The sequence below is a fragment of the Roseibium alexandrii DFL-11 genome (genome assembly GCF_000158095.2).
Classification (GTDB): Bacteria; Pseudomonadota; Alphaproteobacteria; order Rhizobiales; family Stappiaceae; genus Roseibium; species Roseibium alexandrii.
In genome coordinates, this window is sequence record NZ_CM011002.1 from 1,007,228 (window position 1) to 1,025,564 (window position 18,337).

An 18,337-nucleotide genomic window follows, 5' to 3' on the forward strand; every position below is an offset into this window, starting at 1 on the left:
CGCTCATTTGCATTTTAAGCAAGCTCAACAGACCGCGTCAGGTCGCCTTTTCATATACCAGCTGCCTGACGTCGATGTTGCCTGAGCGAAAACCAGCTTCGCAGTAGTGCAGATAGAACTCCCAGAGCCGTTTGAACCGTTCGTCAAAACCCATCGGACGGATTTGCGGCCAGGCAGTGCGGAAACGTTGACGCCACTCCAGAAGCGTGCGCGCGTAATCCTGCCCGAAGATTTTCTGATCTTTCAGATCGAGGCCAAGGGACTTACCGATTTCCGAAAGTTTTCCGGGAGGTGGAAGCATGCCGCCTGGGAAAATGTAGCGTTGAATAAAGTCGGTGCCCGACCGGTAGTCCTCGAACATCTGATCCTGGATCGTGATGATCTGAAGGCCCGCCTTGCCACCTGGTTTGAGGCAATCCGAGACCTTTTCAAAGTAGGTCGGCCAGTATTTTTCGCCGACTGCCTCGAACATTTCGATTGAGGCAATCCGGTCGTAGACGCCTTTTTCGTCCCGGTAGTCCTGGAAGACAATCTCAACCTTCTCATTGAGACCCGCCTTGAAGATCCTTTCTCTGGCGTAATCATACTGCTCGCGAGAGATTGTCAGGCCTCGGACGTTCGCCCCGACCGTTTTGGCGACGTGCTCTGCAAAGCCGCCCCAACCGCAACCTATTTCCAGAACAGAGTGTCCGGGTTCGATCCCCGTCTGGCGAACAAGCGACGCGTATTTTTCAAACTGCGCTTGCTCCAAACTGTTGGTTTCATTGCTGAAGATCGCAGACGAGTAGGTCATCGACGGGTCGAGCCACTCCTGATAGAACGCATTTCCCAGATCGTAGTGCGCCGAGATATTGCGCTTGGAACCGCGCTTTGTGTTCGCGTTCAGCCAATGACGGAGTGACAACAGCAAACGGGCCAGTGGGCGGCCACGCAAGGCCTCCAAAGTAGACGCCTGATTGAGCGCGAAAATCTCGAGGAAAGTCGTGACATCCGGAGACGACCAATACCCGGCCATGAAAGCTTCACCGACACCAACATCGCCGCCTTTGACGGCCATGGTGAAAAATTTCCAGTTATGGATTTTCAGAACGCCGTTTGGCCCAGGTTCCGTCCCATTGATCCGGAACATGCGCCCGTCCGGAAAAGTGACGTCGAGTGTTCCATAGCGGATATTGATTGCCAGGTTTGCCGCCATGCGCGCTAGCCGTGGCGTCCCCTTGAGTTGCGTGCGGAGATTGTCCTCGGACAACACAATAGGCCCATTCATGCCGAACCCCTTGAAATGTTGTTTGTTGTTTCTTGCCAAAGTTTCGGAGCCGTGCTCCGGCCCGCGCTATCATCCCTACCATCATTCGCAGGCCGCGGATGAAATGGTACACGCTTGCGCCAGATTTTAAAGGCTTGCCAATGAATGGCCGCCATCACCTTGAAGGTCAAAAGCGGAACCCGTGCAAAGGCGCGCATCAAAGACCATGTGGTCAAGGGTTCCTGCGCGCCGGAAAAGGTCGCTGACAGCAACGGGCCTGTGTCGTCCGTCTCTAGGATCCGGACCCGCACCGCTTTGCCCGGCGGTAGCATTCGAAAGTGATAATGCTGCTGCATGCTGATAAACGGCGACACATAAAACTCTTTGCGCTGATCCTGTCGAACACCGGCATCGCTGATCTGTCCGTCACGCACCGGCCCGACATAGGTATGAAGACCGCCGAACGTGTTGCGGACCTCATAGACAAGTGCGGTCAGCCGGTCGTGCTCATCATAAGCATAATAGACGCTGAGCGGATTGAAACCGTACCCCAAAAGCCGAGGGTAGGCGAGGAGCACAACCCGGTGCGCACGCACCAAACCCTCTTTCTGCAGCAAGCTGTCGATGTGTTGTCTCAACGAGCTTCCGTCTCGCGGGCCATGGTCTTTTTCATGGAAGGAGAGAAGGTTGAACCGGTTGACCGAAAACATCCAGCTCATCTTTGTGGCTTCTTTCAATCGATCGATATCGATCAGAAGATTGAAAACGTCATACGAGAACCGGTGCTGTTTTGGTTTCATGCGCTGGTGCATGACAACGCCATTGTAAAGCGCTGCCGCTGCTTGCGGCGCGGGACCGTTGTCCGACATCCTGTTTGTGGCAGGTAGAGGTATCATTCAGCGGCTTCCAGCATCACCGGCTCTTGGCGATCGCGTTCCCAAGGCAAAACAGCGCCCAATGCCTTTGCCACGTTGAGGCCGGATGCCAATCCGTCCTCGTGGAAACCATGACCATTCCACGCGCCGCAATACCATGTGTTGTTCACACCCTGGATCTTGCTGAGCTGCTGCTTGGCCGCCAGGGCTTTGGCATCAAACTGCGGGTGGTCGTAGATGTATTTGGCGAAGGTCTTGTCTTCGCGCGGTGCCTGAAACGGATTGAGCGTCACAAAGACCGGCTTGGAGCGGTCAAGGTTCTGCAACCGGTTCATCCAATAAGACACGGTTACATCACGCGTTTCACCCGCCTCGCGGTCAGACATGTAGTTCCAGGATGCCCAGACCTTTTTCTTCTTGGGCATCAGGTGTTCGTCCCGGTGCAGATACACCTCGTTCGGGCGATACCGGATTGCGCTCAGTATCTCCCGTTCTTCCGAGCTCGGATCGCCGAGCATGGCAAGGCTTTGGTCCGAATGACTGGCGAGGATGACGTGATCAAACGTATCAGTGTGGCCGGTCTCGTCGCGAACCACAACTTTCCCATCGGTCCGGAGAATTTCGGCAACCGGGCTGCCAAGACGGATCTTGTTTGCAAACGGCTCGGTGAGCTTCTTCACGTAGTTGCGGCTGCCACCGGACACCGTCCGCCACAGCTGACGGTCGAAAGATAGGAGCTGGTGATTGTCGAAAAAGGCCACGAAACTCTCGGCCGGGTAGGCGCGCATCTCATTGATCGGCGTGGACCAGATGGCTGCCCCCATTGCAAGGAGGTAGTCGTTGATGAAACCGCTGGAATAGCGCTCCGCCTCCAGATAGCCACCAAGCGTCTGACCCGCGAGCCGGCCCGATTTCATATCCGCAACGGCTTGTTTGTTAAAGCGGAAGATGTCCCGAAGCATTTTCAAGAACCGCGGCGAAACGATATTCTTTCGCTGAGCAAATACGGCGTTCAGACCGTCACCACACCACTCCAGTTTGCCCCGGTCAGCTGACAGCGAAAAGCTCATGTCGCTGATCTCGGTTGCAACACCCAAGTGATCGAGAAGGGCCGTGAAGTTCGGATAGTTGAGCTCGTTATAGACGATGAAGCCTGTGTCGACGCTCATAGGTGTGCCGTCATAGTCGATATCGGCCGTTGCGCTGTGGCCACCTGGCCGGTCTCTTTTCTCGTAAAGAACGACATCGTGGTGGCTGTTAAGTGCCCATGCAGCACTGTTTCCGGAAATACCCGAGCCGATGACGGCAATCCGCATGTTAAATCCTTTGGCTTGGCAGGGCCGCCTAAATCCCAGCGTTGGGACGCCCATTCGGTTGGTCAGTTGGTATTCAAGACCGTCTACGGGGGAGTTTAAAGTGCGGATCACGCAGGACAATGAATTTCCTATGAAAATTCAATTCGAGGCAAAGGTGTGTTGAAAATGGAGAGATAACCAGCTGCTGCTTGCGGCGCAGTCATTTAAAGAGTGTTGGTTCGTGGCACTCTTGCGTGGTCAAGGGGCGCGGCCCGCTCTGTCGAGCGGGCCGCATCAACCTGTTCGCGGGGACTATGGCGATCAGGCTTGAAGCGTGTCGACCAGCCAGGTCCATGCAACCTTCACCTGACTTGTGGCTGCGTTGAAAAACGCAACAACCCGTTCCCAAACGGTCTGGCCGAAGTCGGCGATTTCGAGCATCGTGCCCTTACGAACGGGCTCGTCCGATGTTTCAATCAATTCAACTGCCGCTGCGTTGCCACCATCATTGATCACCCGCCGGGTCACAACAAGTGCGCCTTCGGTCACGATACGGGATTCATCCTTCTCCGCGACCATCGTCTGCGGATCCAGTGCATTGACCACGACCGCGCGTCCATCCGGCAACAGATGCGTTTCGTTGGTGCTGACTTCGGAATCGTAAATCACCTCACCATAGGAATCGATCAACTCGACCCAAACGACGTCGCGGCCATTCAAGTGAACTTCTCCAACCCATATGGTGAGTTCGCTCTCAAGCGGATCCTTTTGATCCAGGCTCGCAGAGGCGACCGTTACCTCAAGGCTGTCTTCCGGCAGAGTAATCGTTTCTTGCGGCAAAGGACTGGCTGCCGCGCTTCCCGCAAACGCGAGGATGAGGCCAAGCGCAAACGCTCCTGCTTTGGTATTCCGTTGCATGATCGCCTCCCAAGGCTAATACAACTCAATTTACCGCGCTTTGGGGCCTTGTGATCCTGGTCCGTTTTGGACTTCTTGACCAAATTCCTTTTGTTTTTCGTCTTTTAGCGAGAAAGCGCCCCTTTATGCGCAGCCACTATTTCGCCATTATCGCACCACAATCTGGTGAATGGGTGTAATAAACATCACAAAACTGCTTGTTTCTGGCTACTTTCCGTTAATAAGTGTGTCTTGATAGCCTCAGTGCAAGAAAAATCACGCTGACGTGATGTTATCTTCATTGTAAGTATTGCGGATAAAATGTGCGGTTGGTCGCGTCTGTTGCGGTTTGGCAACGAAAAGAGGCCCGTTTTGAGCAAAAAACCAGTAAGCTTCTTTCCGAAATAAATTGAATATGTGCATTGATCACTCTGACCTCTGCGGAAGGTCGAGGTCTGTGGGCCTGATCAGTTTTCATCTGTCTTTCTGGAGTGATTATCAAAAATCACGAGAAGGAATTTAAAGTTGTTCCCAAAAATTAATTAATAAATGCGTAATTCATTGGGTTCTCAATAACGTTGTGAGGCCAAGTTCCAGATAAATTGCCAAGAAAGGTAAGGGAACATGAAATACGCAGATCTTAAGCCATTCGTGAATTTACTGCCAATTCATGCTGTTTTGGTTGGAAGTGTTTCACTTTCATCTGCAGCCTTGGCGGATACTGTAATTGTTGGCGTTGAAGATCTAACATACTACCCGCATTACACGATGGACGGCGGGGAGTATGGTGGTTTTGGGCGGGCACTACTGGATGCATGGGCGTCTGATAACGGACACACGCTGAAATATGAGGCGTATCCGATCAAGCGCTTGATGGAAAACCTGGTCGAAGGCACGGTCGACATCAAATATCCGGACAATGCCTATTGGTCGGCGGATCTGAAGGATGGCAAGCCGGTGGTCTATTCCGACAAGGTGGTGGAATATATTGACGGGGTCTCGGTGACGCCGGGCAATGTCGGCAAGGGTATGGACTCGGTCAAGAAGCTGGGCACAGTGCGCGGCTTCACACCGTGGTCTTGGATCGATCTGACGTCGTCCGGTGACGTTGAGTTGTCGGAAGTGAAATCCCTAGATGGTCTGATCAAACAAGCCATAAACAGCCGTATCGATGCTGCGTATGCCAACGTTGCAGTCATACAGCACCAGTTGGGTGAGATGGGGCAACCGGATGCGCTCGCGTTCGACCCGGATCTCAAGCATACACGCGACTACTATTATGCGAGCACAACGACAAAGCCGGAGTTGATTGCGGACTTTAACTCTTGGATGTTTGAAAACGCCGACAAGGTCGCCGCATTAAAAGCTGAGTACAAAGTGACCCTGGACTGATCGACGGCAGTCAACGACAGGGTGGGGCTGGCGGTTTCCGTCAGTCCTTGACTTTCTTTGAAGTTTTAAACGCTAATCCCCGAGCGCGCGAACGGGTCTCAAAACCGATTGTGCGCCGAGCTGAACGAATTCAATTTTCTGGAAAAATGAGTGGCTCCCTGAGTAGAATGCCAACCTTTCGATATAATTTTCATAAAGCACTGAAAAATAATAGCAAAGAAATTTGATAGATAATTTAGAAACCCCACTATTTACCCCAAACTTACCCCAAAAGATTTTTGTTGGATTGCGACGGGGCGATGAAATCAGAGCTTTTCAAGTCGTGTTGTTTGAGAGTTTCGGAGACCGAATTGCAAACCGGCGGTCTTGCCGTGGCCGATGTTGGAGAATCACCCCATGCCAATACAGTTTGGCATGCCATGCCAACCACAGTGGGCATGCATAAGAACAGTATTTATAAAACAACATTGTCTGATGAAAACGAGCTCAATCGCTCAAGCAATGGCTACACTCCTCGTGATCGAAATGGGGTTCGGTAAGAGCTGTTCTTGATCAGTTGCAGGATGGTTCTACTTGAAATTGCTTTGACGCGAATATGGCTGATTTCAATGTGAGTAGGCATGTATCTCAACAATCTCAAAGTCTTATGAAGTAATTCCCAAAGATCGCATCAATCGGTAAACCTCTGTCCGACGAGGATACTAAGCGCGACCAGAAACAAAAATTTGGTTGGTTCGGATTTCCTGAATGCGAGGAAAAAGATACAATATTTCAACTGCATGCGACTTGGAGCAGGTCGCTTGAACGCAAGTAAGAAGTCGCTTCAGTTGGCTAATGCACAGCTTTTGGGGGATCCGGGGGTTGATTTAGTGCGACACTAAACGTTAGGGATTCATCAGTCTCAATAAGTGCGCCACCGGGCAACCGGGCGGCGCATTTTTCGTTTTAGTGCATCTAGTGCCGGGGAGGCGGGAATGTTGGATCAATCTCAAAACCGAGATCATTTAGGCAGCATCGGGCAGAGCGAGCACATGAGATGTGGCCAGAAAAACGCGCGGGTCCTTTCAGGTCGTTATCTGTCCCACGAGGTCATTCGCCATCCCGGGACACGGACGCACGTGGTGTTCGCCGAAGTGTCAGGTTCATGGTCAGGGTCATGTTGATATTGATTGGGATGCGAAAAGCTTTAACGAGTAAGTGCAGTGATGACTTCGAATTCCTTGCCGGCTCCGGCGCTTCTTCCATCTGATCGCAGATATCCTAAGTCACTTAGATATAGGGTTTATTGTTTAGACCAAGCGCGAAGACGCCGAGCGGCGGCACGGCCGACGGTGATCGGTTCGCCTTGACCCTTTAGGGTGACCGCCTGCTTTCCAGCCTCCGCGTGCCTGATCGTTCTGATGGCAGCGCGGTTCATGATTAAGAACCGGGAAATACGCACGAAATCGGGATGCTCAATATCCGCTTCAAATTGTCCCAACCTCTTGCTCACCAGTATCTCTCTCTCGTGGGTGAGGTGAATACGCGTGTAATCGCCCTCAGCCTGAAGCATTGCAATATCGCGTAGCACCAGGAACTGAATTGTACCATCCACACGGATCGTGACCCGTTGTTCGTCACTAGCAACTGCCTTTGCTTCCAAGTGCAGTTTGTTCAACCTGAGGCGATCAATTGCCCGTTTTAACCGATCGGGCTCGACCGGTTTTAAAAGGTAATCGACAGCGCCATGGTCAAAGGCCTGGACAGCGTGGTCGGCATGCGCAGTTACAAAAACGATTTGGATTTGGCTCTGCTTGCCATCCAAGAGTGCAAAACCATTTGGGCGATCCTGTCCGAGGTTTATGTCGAGGAAGACTGCGTCGGGGGAAAGGGCTTTGAGTTGCGAACTGGCTTCTGCCAGGTTCGCAGCCGCTCCGACGACCTCCACGTCGTCGTGTGAGGCGCACATACGGCTGAGCAACCGTCGGGCTGGGGGCTCGTCATCCACGACTATTAGGCGAAGCATGGTTCACCTTGGAGTTGGAGCTCAACGACCACGTCGTCTTTGTCAGGGCGGAGCTGAAGTTGATGACGCGATGGAAAGTGTACATCAAGCCGACGGCGAAGATTAGCAAGGCCAATGCCTGTATCAGTCTTGCCCGGGACCAGTTGTCCCTTGTTTTTTACTTGTAGGATCAGGACCTCGTCATCGCTCAGGGCTGACACCCGAAGTTTTAAATCCGAGGAAGCGCCGTGCTTAAACGCATTTTCTACCAGAACCTGGAGTGTCCAGCGAGGTAAAAGGTGTTCTGCAGCAGAGCCCGAGACATCGAGCTCCATCCGAAAAGGTAATTCAAAGCGGCCTTCCTGGATCTTTAAATAGGTGTGTAGACTATCGATCTCCTCACCCAAAGAGCAGACTGGGTGCTGATGCTGTTCCAGGTTATGGCGCAGAAAAGCAGCTGTGTTGCGGGTCATGTCTAGCGCAACTTCAGGATTGTCGTGAATCTCCGCCGCAATGGTGTTCAGTGCATTGTACAGAAAATGTGGATCTAGTTGTGTGCGCAGATGATTCAGTTCAGCGCGTGTTGCATTGTTTTCAGCGAGAATGCGCCTTGTTTCGGCTGCTCGGGCTCTGCTCCACGACATCGTCCAGGCATAGAGCGATACCCAACTTACCAGGATCGCAAAATAGTAGGCACCGGGAATCGCTGCCACATCTCCGTCGCGCCATGGGAGAGTCTTGCCAAAACCCGCAAGGATTCCACCACCAATTGCTGCCAGCGCGATAGCCGCAACGATACAAAAAATCAAACCCAATACTGCGAAACGTGGGCCGAATATCTTAACACCCAAACGGGACACAGTCAGATGAAACCCGGCTGTGATGGCGTATGCGAGGGGGTCGAGCACCAACGTCATTGTCGCGGCAAGTGCCGTATCATTGAACAAAATAACGCGCGCGCCGAACCCGAATGTGGCCAGGAAAATCCAGACGGTCGTGTGTGCCTTCAGCAGAGGAAAGCCAACATCATCTGGGGTCAGGCCAGTTCCGTTGAGTGCCCCGTGTTCAGCGGAAGAACGCGGATCAAGCTGAAACGCGCCCATGGGGTTCTCGGTGCGCGTTATTAGGTCTATCAATTTCATAACAAAGGTTGCTGACCTTCGCGGTTCTGTTTCTCACCAATGACCTTGCGAGTCCTTCGCACAACAGTCAATGGTGTCTGCAACCTGATGTGCGCATCGTCCCGGCCCAGTATGCTAGTTCATCGAGTGTTTTTGCCGGTTCATCGAACGTAACTTGCGATGTCTCCGGTGCGGCTGAGAAGGTCGACCCTGCAAGTCAGGGGTGGGCCAAGTCTTCGCCCCGTACGACTGAAAGTTGCTTGGGGGGCGCTTGGATGACATATCGCATGTTGACGGCTTGCCATTGGCAGGATCGCAATAGTTTCGGTCAGGTCCTTTGCCTTGGTGCAGGCAAGGTGGGATTGCTCGTCTCAACATCCGCACTCGCCCTGCTCATGTCCAGCCCGCTCCTGGCCGATGACTGTTCGGGATCTGTAACCTACGGCGATGCAAGCTGCACGCTGAATGCTGGGACCACCGACGGCGTTTCCATTGTCCAGTTCGGTTTCCAATCCGGAAACACAATGACCTTGGTCAACAACGCAACACTTTCGCAAAATACGGACACAGCAAACCACAACGAGAACAGCAACGAGCTGTTTCTTGATTTCTTCGGGTTGAACGGCACGACCGATGACGGTGTCAACGGCACTCAAGGGCCGCAGATTTCGGTCACGAACAACGGGGACATTACAACCTCGGGCACCTCGTCTCAGCAGGATACGGTGACCGAAGTCGCGCCAATCGAAATCTTCAGTTTTGGTGGCAACGGTGCCGAGCCGGGTAACAATGCAACCGGTGGAACCGGTGCCGAGGGCGGCATTGTGAGCGTCACCAACAATGCGAACATTCTGCTTGAGCAATCCGCGACCCTAGACGTTTCCGCGCAATTGAGGGGCATCCGGGCACACAGCGTTGGCGGAGATGGCGGTGATGAAAACCCGAGTTATGTCTTTGGAGATCAGCTTGGCGGCCCGGCGGGAGATGGAAACCAGGTCACCGTGACGAATGCGGCCGGCGGCACAGTTACGCTCGGCAGTGAGAGTGCGCCCGTGTTCGGCAGCAATCTCGGCCGTGGGATTGAGGCGGTAAGCCAGGGGGGCACGGGTGGCCAGGACAATGGTCCAGGTGGAGCCGGCGGGACGGTCACACTCACCAACAATGGCTCCGTCAGCGTGTACTACAGCGAACTGGCGGCCGGAAACGACGGGGTGTCTGGACTCTACGCCCGCAGCGATGGGGGGGATGGCACAGCGTCGTTTGACAACGATGATGACGGCGGGGACGGCGCATCAGCCGGGACGGTTACTGTCACCAACTCAGGGTCCGTCCGCGTGGATACGTCTGAAACGGCAAATGCGATTGGGGGCTATCAAGCCGGGATCTTTGCCGAGTCGATTGCTGGAAACGGCGGCGCGTCGTCCAACAAGGCTGCCGGTGGCGTTGGTGGCGCAGCCGGATCGGTCACCGCCGGCAATACGGGTTCTATCGTGACGATAGGGTCCGGGGTGGCCGGTGTCATGGCCCGGTCTGTCGGCGGCGTCGGCGGGAACGGCAATGGCGATTCAGATTCGACCGGTGGTGCCGGGGGAACCGGCGGCAATATTCAGGTGAACCTCGGCGGATCTGTCTCGACGGGCGGGCGGGAAGCCTACGGCGTGATTGGTCAATCGGTGGGCGGTCTGGGTGGCGGAAATGCCGGTACCGGTGGCCGCGGAGCAAATGGTGGGACGGTCGGCCTTTTCAGCAACTCGGGGACTGTCACAACCAGCGGCGATCTTGCGTCGGGGATCACCTTGCATTCGATCGGCGGTGGCGGCGGCACCGGCGAGGACTTTACCGGGGTGCTGGCCGGATCCGGCGGCAACGGGGGCAATGGGGGCAACGCTGGCAAGGTGGAAATAACTTCTGCCACCGGGGTAACAACAAGTGGTGACTACGCAACTGGTCTGGTCGCGCAATCCATCGGTGGATCCGGGGGGACGGGCGGCATCGGCGCGGGGCTTGTGCTTGGCCTTGGCGGTGATGGCGGCGGAGGTGGCGCGGCCGGAAATGCCATTGTCAACAACACTGGCAATCTGGTCATGACCGGATACGGATCGGGTGCCATTGTGGTCCAGTCGATCAGCGGCGGCGGCGGCTTGGCCGGCATGGACGGCGGCGCATTGTCAATTGGCGGTCAGGCGGGCAGCGGGTCGAATGGCGCGCGCGCGTATGCCACCAACAATGGCGATATCACAACCAGCGGCGATGCCTCTACCGGGATTTCTGTCCAGTCCATCGGGGGCGGCGGAGGTTCGGCTGCAGGCAGCGCCGGTATATTTGTCGTTGGCGGTTCAGGCTCTGCCGGTGGCAATGGCGGCGAGGCTGAGGCCTATCACGTCGGGGGGCAGATCACGACGGCGGGCGAGTTCTCCCACGGGATTTCAGTCCAGTCCATCGGCGGCGGCGGCGGCTCCGGGGGTAACGTGTTCGATCTGTCTGTTGCCAATGTCGGCCGCGGCGGTGTCGGGGGCGATGGCAGCGTCGGTGGCAATGGCGGATCGGTGTGCCTTACCGATGTGTATGACACGAGCATAGGCTGCTCGACTGCGCCCAGCGACAGCGGATCGAAAGCCGCTCAAGCGAGTTCTTCCGGCATCCTGACGACGGGCGATTTCTCCGTCGGGGCGATGGCGCAATCCGTCGGCGGTGGCGGCGGCAACGGCGGGTCCGCGACCGGGGTCGACATTGCGTCCATTACAAATATCCAGATCGGAGCGTCCGGCAGCGCGGGCGGTAACGGCGGCACGGTTCGCATGGCGTTCAACCAGCTGCAGCTGGAGACCAGAGGAAACAATGCGCAGGGCCTTATCAGCCAATCCATAGGCGGAGGTGGCGGAAACGGGGGCAACGCCTTGAACGGGGGAGCCGTGACGCTTGTTCCGGTTCAGGTGGGCGGCAGTTCCGGCATCGGCGGTGATGGCGGAGAGGTGACCACAGTGCTCGATGGCTCGTTTCTCGTGACCCGGGGGGCTAGCTCGGCGGGGGTCGTCAGCCAGTCGGTCGGTGGCGGCGGAGGCACGGGGGGCTCGGCAACCGGTTATAACGGCAGCATCGGTGTCAGCATAGATACGGCAGTTGGCGGCACGGGAGGACCGGGTGGCGACGGGCAGGCCGCAAGTGTCGTAGTGAGCCAGACCACCATTGGAACCGGTTTCAACTTTGCACCAGGCGAGCCGATGCCCGATGAATCGGCAACAGACTCCCATGGTATTGTCGCCCAGGCCATTGGCGGCGGCGGTGGTGTCGGCGGAACGGCAACGGCCGATGCCGTCACTTTGGCCGCCCCAACTGGCGAGGACGTCTCCTTCGCAGTTTCTATTTCGACCGCCGTCGGCGGCTCGGGTGGCGTCGGCGGCAATGGGGCGTATGTCGGTGTTGGTCTCCGAGGCGGCAGCTCCGTCCTTACTGGAGGGGACGGCGCCATAGGGATCCTGGCCCAGTCGGTGGGTGGCGGCGGCGGTGATGGCGGCGGCGCGTCCTCGCTTTCAGATACAATCGGAGATGCCAATACGATCTCGCTCGATATAAGCACCAGCATTGGGGGTGATGGCGGAAGCGGTGGAAACTCCGATGTCGTTGTCATCGGCCTCGATGAAGATACATTTGTCGAAACGTTTGGCGACCATGCCAACGCGGTTGTGGCCCAGTCGATCAGCGGTGGCGGCGGCAATGGCGGGGTTGGCAGCGCCTCCAGCAACAAGATCGGAGGCGGGTTTAACGCGTCTCTGGACATAGGCGTGGGCGGGTCTGGGGGAACCTCCGGTTCAAATGACACCGTCACCGTCGAACTTGCATCCGGCGCATCCATCCGCACGCATGGAGCCAACGCCCACGGTCTTGTGGCCCAGGCCATTACAGGCGGTGGCGGCACCAGCCAGGGGGGCAATATCGGACTGTCGGCTTCTGCCGGTGTTGGTGGCGAAGGGGAAGGCGAGGGTGGAACCGGTGGTGAAGAGGACGAGACCGAGATTTCCGGAAGCGTCAATGTCAGTGTCGGTAGGACCGGTGGGGGTAGCGTGACCGCCGGGTATGTCGATCTGGCAACCGGTGGGATGATTTCAACCGACGGAGGCGATTCAGACGGCATCATTGCGCAATCGATTGGCGGATCCGGCGGGATCGGGGGATCTGCCGGAAGCGATGCGGGCGATGAAGGCGACGACGGCAACGGATTTCTTGGAGGTGACGATGAAACAAGCTATGCGCTTACAGCCTCTGCTGGCGGCACAGGCGGTACCGGCGGGGACGGTGGCGATATCGGTCTGACCCACACCGGAACCGTAACCACGCTGGGAGACTGGTCTGACGGGATCGTTCTGCAATCCATCGGCGGCGGCGGCGGCACGGCCGGTACCGCCACCGCGGCGGGCAGCGGTGCAACCGCCACGGTGGATCTTGCCATTGGCGGTACCGGCGGAACAGGCGGGAGCGGGGGCGCGATTACAGCCAGCTTCACGGGTGGCAGTTCAGCGGTTTCCACGAAAGGTCACGCTGCGCACGGCGTTCTCATCCAAAGCATCGGTGGCGGCGGAGGTCACGGCGCTGACGGATCGGATTCGGCAACTGCGACAATTGCTGTCGGCGGCGGACTTGGCGGTGGTGGAGGTGCGTCGGGGCATGGCGGCCAGATCACCGTGACCGGGGACATGCTCACGGTCTCCACACAGGGCAATGATGCCTTTGCACTTGCCGCACAGTCGATTGGGGGCGGAGGCGGCACCGCTGGAGCGGGCAGCAGCAAAGCCTCGGATGACGATGACAGCCACAGCTTCGAGCTGTCCGTGGGCGGCAATGGCGGCGGCGGCGGCGGTGGCAACACGGTCAGCATTGACAGCGGAGTCACCCTCTCAACGTCGGGTGACCGGGCATTCGGTATTCTAGCGCAGTCGATCGGGGGCGGAGGCGGTGTCTCCGGCAGCGCCGATGGCGCCAGTATCAAAAAACTGAACATCAACGGCACCAGCGGGGCAACAGGTGACGGTGGGGCCGTTTCCATCACCCTGGAACAAGGATCGGGCATCACAACGGCCGGGCGCGGGGCGCATGCCATCGTCGCCCAATCGATTGGCGGCGGCGGCGGTATCGTGGGAGACACCAGCCGGGCATTCACAAATGGCGCTATCCTGATCAACCCCGGTGACGGGATCGGCGGCGCAGTGACTATGGATGTCAATGCCGATATCACTACGACAGGGAACGGCGCATTCGGCATCTTGGCTCAGTCGATTGGCGGCGGGGGCGGCCTTGCCGGAGACAGAAACGGTGTGTTTGCCGGCAGCAGCGCGTCTGGCACCACAACCGGCAGCGGCAGCGGCGGTGCGGTTTCGGTCACCCAATCCGGAACCATCGCCGCAAGTGGCGCGGGCTCAATCGGTATCTATGCCCAAAGCACGGGTTATGGCGAGAGCAGCCAACCCATCAGCATTCAGATCAACGGCACCGTAACCGGTGGCACGGGCGACAGCTCGAGCGCGACGCAGACGGTTGGCGGTACATCCGCCAACACGCTCCAAGTGACGGCCGATGCCTTGGTGGTGGCTGGCACCGGAGGTCATGCCATCCGGCACGAAATCCGGGAAACGGGCGGGGCTTCGGCATCGAGCACACTGCTCGTGGACAACACCGGCACCATTGACGGTTCCATCTCACTGCATGAGGCAAATGGCCCAGTCCTGGGCCTCATACAAAACCACGCAAGCGGGACCTTGCGGGGAGCGACACAATATGCCGGTCACATGACCAATGCCGGTATCGCTCAAATCGGCGATAAAGGTGCCAATGGGACGACGCGGCTAACCGGCAACTTCAGCCAGGAACAGAGCGGGACGTTGCAAGTCGGCGTGGACTTCGTCGGCGCGCGCAGCGATATCTTTTCGGTCGAAGGGGATGCGGCTCTCGCGGGATACCTGTCTGTAAACCCGGGCACCTTGGCGCCTAATGTCGAGCTGGACGTGGTGACTATTGCCGGGACGGTCACGGGGGACGTTGTAGCCGCCGAAAATCCTGCGGTGATCTACAATGTTCGCAGGGAAAACAACACCATCAAGGTATCGGCAACGGATACGCGTTTTGAAAGCGCGTTTGCCGCCATCAATGGCAACCAACGCAATGTTGGTGCGTATATGGATACTCTCTTCGATACCAGCAGCGGGACCTATGGAACATTGCTTGCAGATCTTGAACGGCTGGCACAAAGCGATAGCACGGGGCAAGCCTACGGCCGCGGCCTATCCGTGGTGTCTCCGGGTGGTTCTCAGGCAGCCGTCGCTGCGCAAACGCAGTTGGCACAAGGCCGTCTCGGAAAAGTATTGAGTTGTCCGCAATTCTCTGGCGTCGCAGCTATTTGGGAAGAACAAACATGTAGTTGGGGCACTTTGGGAGCTGGGGCAGTCAATCAAGATGGCACACCCGGCTATGACGGTACCGTCTTTGGCATGGCGGCCGGCGGTCAATTTGAATTTCAGCCTGACTGGTTCCTCGGTTTCGCAGCAGGCTATGAGAATTCCTCCTATGACGGCGACTACGGCTTGTCGAGTGTTGACGGTGATACGGGCTTCATCGCCGCCGCCTTGAAGCGGCAGTGGGGCGCATTGCTTCTATCGGGCGCCGTGTCAGGGAGTTACGGCACATTCGACACGAGCCGCTTGATTGATCTGCCGAGTTACAACGGGCTTGCCCGGGGGGATATGGATGTTGCGACCATTTCCGGCCGTGTGCGCGCTGCCTATACCATCGGCAGCCAACCAGCCTATGTGCGCCCTTTTGTGGATCTGGACGTTATCAGCACATATGCCAGCGGGTACGAAGAACGCGATGCCGGTGTCTACAATTTAAAGGTGGCCAGTGAAAGCCAGACGGCCTTTATCGCAACCCCTGCGTTGGAAGTGGGAACGCACCTAGAACTGTCAGACAGTTGGGAAGCTCGAGGTTTTGTTAGGGGTGGCGTGAGCATTTCAAGCGAGGACGAGTGGACGACTTCTGCTTCCTTAAGTGAAGCGTTTGCGGGGTCTGGTACATTTGATAGCGCAATTCCAATAGCTGACGTCGTTGGTCGGGTAGCAGCTGGCGCACAGCTTACACATGAAGCCGGGTTTAACTTGATCGCGGAATATGAGAGCGCATTCGGCAGCGGCTATTCCAGCCACAGCGGCACACTGAAATTCTCCTACAAGTTCTGACACAGGTCTGTCGCAATGAAAAATGGGTGAAGCACAACAGAGCGAAGTGTTGTGGTGTATCGTTCAACTTCAGGAGGAATCCGGCCGGAAAATTCCGCCTCAATAGGTAGAAATTTTAGCAACGCTCTAACACAATGTGACCGCGGGGTGTTTGGCGACTGCCGCCGATGTTGGTGATCAAGCCGGACAAACCGACCTTTTTTCTGTGGCTGCGCCAATGCCTGACTTCCCAGTGTAACGTGGGACTGCATCCGTACCCTTGCGGAAACTCTTTAGGGATCGGCGGGATTGTAGATACCTTGTTCTTCAATATAGGCTCTACTAAGAATGCCGTTCCAGATGGCCTGCCACTAGAAATCAATGAAAGCAGAGCCCGGTTAACTTGACATATGATGACCTTTGTTTACGCGAGAATGTCGACGTAAATCCCCGGCGACCAATCCAAAATGGCTGAAGCCATCTATGCCATCCAAGCCTTACTGGCAACCCGGGCCGCAGACGCGGCAGGGGCAGAGCGCGGTGCCCTGTGTGGCGCCGTACCGTCCAGGCAACGGCTCTCATAGGATCAGAAAACGCTGCTTTGGGCCCTTGACGGCCCGCGCGATTTGCGCGCCATCAAGGGCGGATGGTTCGTTCGCGGTGCAAGGTCCTGAGAGCGTTTAAGACGGCGCTCTTGCCCGGGCTTCGGTCCAGAACCCGGTCCACGCCCCTCAGACGACGGGCTTCGGAGTGGCTACTTCTTTTGCTCAGATGGCTTCCGTTTCGTTCTCAGGCCCCTTTATATATCGGCGTCCGGCGAGCAATCCATGCATCAAGACCTTCAATAACGTCTTTTGTGGCTGCCATTCGAGCGAATTGTTCCCGCTCGATGAGAAGGCCTTCTTCTATGGTTGTGTTCAAACCTCTTGTGACAGCAGAAATAATTCTCGATGCTGCAAGGGGAGAATGTCGGAGCACACGGTCTGCCAGATCAATTGCGGCCGGAAGCAACTCATTATGTGGAACGACTTTGTTGACCAACCCGAGTTCATACGCTCGCTGGGCTGAGAATGTGTCTCCAGTTAACAACAATTCCAGAGCTCGTTTCCGACCTGCAAGACGTGATAATCGCTGCGTGCCTCCAAACGTCGGCGGGATACCGATGTTAATCTCGGGCTTGGCAAACACGGCTTCTTCACTTGCTACTGCCAAATGAACCGCTTCCGTTATTTCACAACCGCCTCCAAATGCGACGCCATTTACGGCTGCGATTATGGGTTTCGGAAAGGCTTCCAGGCGCGCCGTCATGGTCTGCCCACGCTTGCAGAACTCTCTGACGGCAACCTCCACATCTTCTTTGATGCTTTCAGTGAATTCGTGAATGTCGCCGCCCGCTGAAAATGCTCGATCACCAGCACCGGTAATAACAACAGCACCAATACCGCGGTTTTGTTCTATCTCGTCGAGGAGCGCCAACATCTGATCATTGGTTTTATAGTTCAAGGCATTGAGTTTCTCAGGGCGGTTTAGCGTGAGAATGGCCACCCGGTCCTTCTGCTCAAAAAGTATGTTGGTTTGCATGTCAGCTTCTCCTGCTTGTTACGTTGACTTAACGCTACAAATCGTGAGAGACTGAGTAAACTCACTGGTTAGTATACATGAGGCAAATGGCTGAAAATAATACGAAAAACCAAATAGTAGACGCTGCAAACCGTCTATTTTATCAGGAAGGTATTCGGGCTGTCAGCGTGGACGCTGTTGCCGAAGCTGCGGGGGTAACCAAGAAGACGCTGTATTATCATTTCAAGAGCAAGGACGAGCTGGTGACCAGTTATCTGGAATCTCGGGATCACCCGAACCTTGCTCTTTTCTCCAAATGGTTCGATGACGCTGATGGTGACGTAACGGATAAAACAGCTGAAATCTTTTTGAAGGTTGCGCAAAATGCAAGGCACCCGAAGTGGAAAGGATGCGGTTTTATCCGAACCGTCGCGGAACTTGCCAACATGCCGGGTCATCCAGCAGTTCTCGTGGGCGCAAATCACAAGAAGAAGTTTGAGGCTTGGCTCTCAGAGCAATATCAAAGTGCGGGTCACTGCAGGCCGGAAAGACTGGCACGCAGTATTGTGCTCCTCATGGAAGGTGCTTTTTCTGCCATGCTCATCCACCGTGACGCAACATACGCCGAGGATGCAGCCGAAACGGCACGTGAACTCGTTGCGATCTCAAAGAAAAGATAGCCGATGTGTGAATTGCCTGGCCATTGTGTCTGACCAATTCTTCAAATCAGTTTGACCAATGCTGCTCCTTTTTTAGAAGCACCAA

The 18,337-nt window shown here is 56.1% G+C and carries 10 protein-coding genes; 3 read left to right on the top strand and 7 right to left on the bottom strand.

What is annotated here, in order from left to right; translation table 11 throughout:
• Positions 1 to 37: 37 nt before the first annotated feature.
• The 4 genes from SADFL11_RS04745 to SADFL11_RS04760 all read right to left on the bottom strand — a co-directional run bounded on the left by SADFL11_RS04745 (position 38) and on the right by SADFL11_RS04760 (position 4,334).
• Positions 38 to 1,267: an SAM-dependent methyltransferase gene (locus tag SADFL11_RS04745; RefSeq protein ID WP_040450604.1), complete on the bottom strand. Its 1,230-nt coding sequence runs from the start codon at positions 1,265 to 1,267 to the stop codon at positions 38 to 40.
• Positions 1,264 to 2,142, bottom strand: a complete 879-nt coding sequence (locus tag SADFL11_RS04750) for a DUF1365 domain-containing protein (RefSeq protein WP_228198245.1) — start codon at positions 2,140 to 2,142, stop codon at positions 1,264 to 1,266. The genes SADFL11_RS04745 and SADFL11_RS04750 overlap by 4 nt, the downstream gene beginning before the upstream one ends.
• Entirely contained in the window at positions 2,139 to 3,437 is a 1,299-nt protein-coding gene (locus SADFL11_RS04755; RefSeq protein WP_008193427.1) for an NAD(P)/FAD-dependent oxidoreductase, read from the bottom strand. Before SADFL11_RS04755 ends, SADFL11_RS04750 begins: the two co-directional genes overlap by 4 nt.
• Positions 3,438 to 3,737: 300 nt before the next feature.
• The gene (locus SADFL11_RS04760) at positions 3,738 to 4,334 is read right to left on the bottom strand and encodes a hypothetical protein (protein WP_008196895.1); all 597 of its coding nucleotides are present in this window, start codon (positions 4,332 to 4,334) and stop codon (positions 3,738 to 3,740) included.
• A gap of 603 nt (positions 4,335 to 4,937) precedes the next feature.
• Between SADFL11_RS04760 and SADFL11_RS04765 the strand changes: the two genes are divergently transcribed.
• A complete protein-coding gene (locus tag SADFL11_RS04765; protein ID WP_050775948.1) occupies positions 4,938 to 5,705 on the top strand; it encodes a type 2 periplasmic-binding domain-containing protein in 768 nt (255 codons plus the stop codon).
• Positions 5,706 to 6,987: 1,282 nt separating this feature from the next.
• On the opposite strand, the gene SADFL11_RS04770 is transcribed toward SADFL11_RS04765, so the two are convergent.
• Complete coding sequence (locus SADFL11_RS04770; RefSeq protein WP_040450602.1) at positions 6,988 to 7,710, bottom strand: LytR/AlgR family response regulator transcription factor; 723 nt, start codon at positions 7,708 to 7,710, stop codon at positions 6,988 to 6,990.
• Complete coding sequence (locus SADFL11_RS04775; RefSeq protein WP_040450600.1) at positions 7,698 to 8,792, bottom strand: sensor histidine kinase; 1,095 nt, start codon at positions 8,790 to 8,792, stop codon at positions 7,698 to 7,700. The genes SADFL11_RS04770 and SADFL11_RS04775 overlap by 13 nt, the downstream gene beginning before the upstream one ends.
• A gap of 293 nt (positions 8,793 to 9,085) precedes the next feature.
• Between SADFL11_RS04775 and SADFL11_RS04780 the strand changes: the two genes are divergently transcribed.
• Positions 9,086 to 16,033, top strand: coding sequence for an autotransporter outer membrane beta-barrel domain-containing protein (locus SADFL11_RS04780; protein WP_134852902.1), 6,948 nt, complete (start codon positions 9,086 to 9,088; stop codon positions 16,031 to 16,033).
• Between the two features lie 768 nt (positions 16,034 to 16,801).
• On the opposite strand, the gene SADFL11_RS04785 is transcribed toward SADFL11_RS04780, so the two are convergent.
• Positions 16,802 to 17,593, bottom strand: a complete 792-nt coding sequence (locus SADFL11_RS04785; protein WP_008188616.1) for a crotonase/enoyl-CoA hydratase family protein — start codon at positions 17,591 to 17,593, stop codon at positions 16,802 to 16,804.
• A 77-nt stretch (positions 17,594 to 17,670) separates the two neighbouring features.
• Between SADFL11_RS04785 and SADFL11_RS04790 the strand changes: the two genes are divergently transcribed.
• Complete coding sequence (locus tag SADFL11_RS04790) at positions 17,671 to 18,252, top strand: TetR/AcrR family transcriptional regulator (protein ID WP_008195470.1); 582 nt, start codon at positions 17,671 to 17,673, stop codon at positions 18,250 to 18,252.
• Positions 18,253 to 18,337: the final 85 nt, after the last annotated feature.

What these genes read in the sequence shown, in the direction of transcription:
- SADFL11_RS04780 (WP_134852902.1), top strand. Translation starts at nt 9,086, where the DNA reads ATGACATATCGCATGTTGACGGCTTGCCATTGGCAGGATCGCAATAGT.
- SADFL11_RS04760 (WP_008196895.1), bottom strand. Translation starts at nt 4,334, where the DNA reads ATGCAACGGAATACCAAAGCAGGAGCGTTTGCGCTTGGCCTCATCCTC.
- SADFL11_RS04755 (WP_008193427.1), bottom strand. Translation starts at nt 3,437, where the DNA reads ATGCGGATTGCCGTCATCGGCTCGGGTATTTCCGGAAACAGTGCTGCA.
- SADFL11_RS04765 (WP_050775948.1), top strand. Translation starts at nt 4,938, where the DNA reads ATGAAATACGCAGATCTTAAGCCATTCGTGAATTTACTGCCAATTCAT.
- SADFL11_RS04750 (WP_228198245.1), bottom strand. Translation starts at nt 2,142, where the DNA reads ATGATACCTCTACCTGCCACAAACAGGATGTCGGACAACGGTCCCGCG.
- SADFL11_RS04785 (WP_008188616.1), bottom strand. Translation starts at nt 17,593, where the DNA reads ATGCAAACCAACATACTTTTTGAGCAGAAGGACCGGGTGGCCATTCTC.
- SADFL11_RS04745 (WP_040450604.1), bottom strand. Translation starts at nt 1,267, where the DNA reads ATGAATGGGCCTATTGTGTTGTCCGAGGACAATCTCCGCACGCAACTC.
- SADFL11_RS04770 (WP_040450602.1), bottom strand. Translation starts at nt 7,710, where the DNA reads ATGCTTCGCCTAATAGTCGTGGATGACGAGCCCCCAGCCCGACGGTTG.
- SADFL11_RS04775 (WP_040450600.1), bottom strand. Translation starts at nt 8,792, where the DNA reads ATGGGCGCGTTTCAGCTTGATCCGCGTTCTTCCGCTGAACACGGGGCA.
- SADFL11_RS04790 (WP_008195470.1), top strand. Translation starts at nt 17,671, where the DNA reads ATGAGGCAAATGGCTGAAAATAATACGAAAAACCAAATAGTAGACGCT.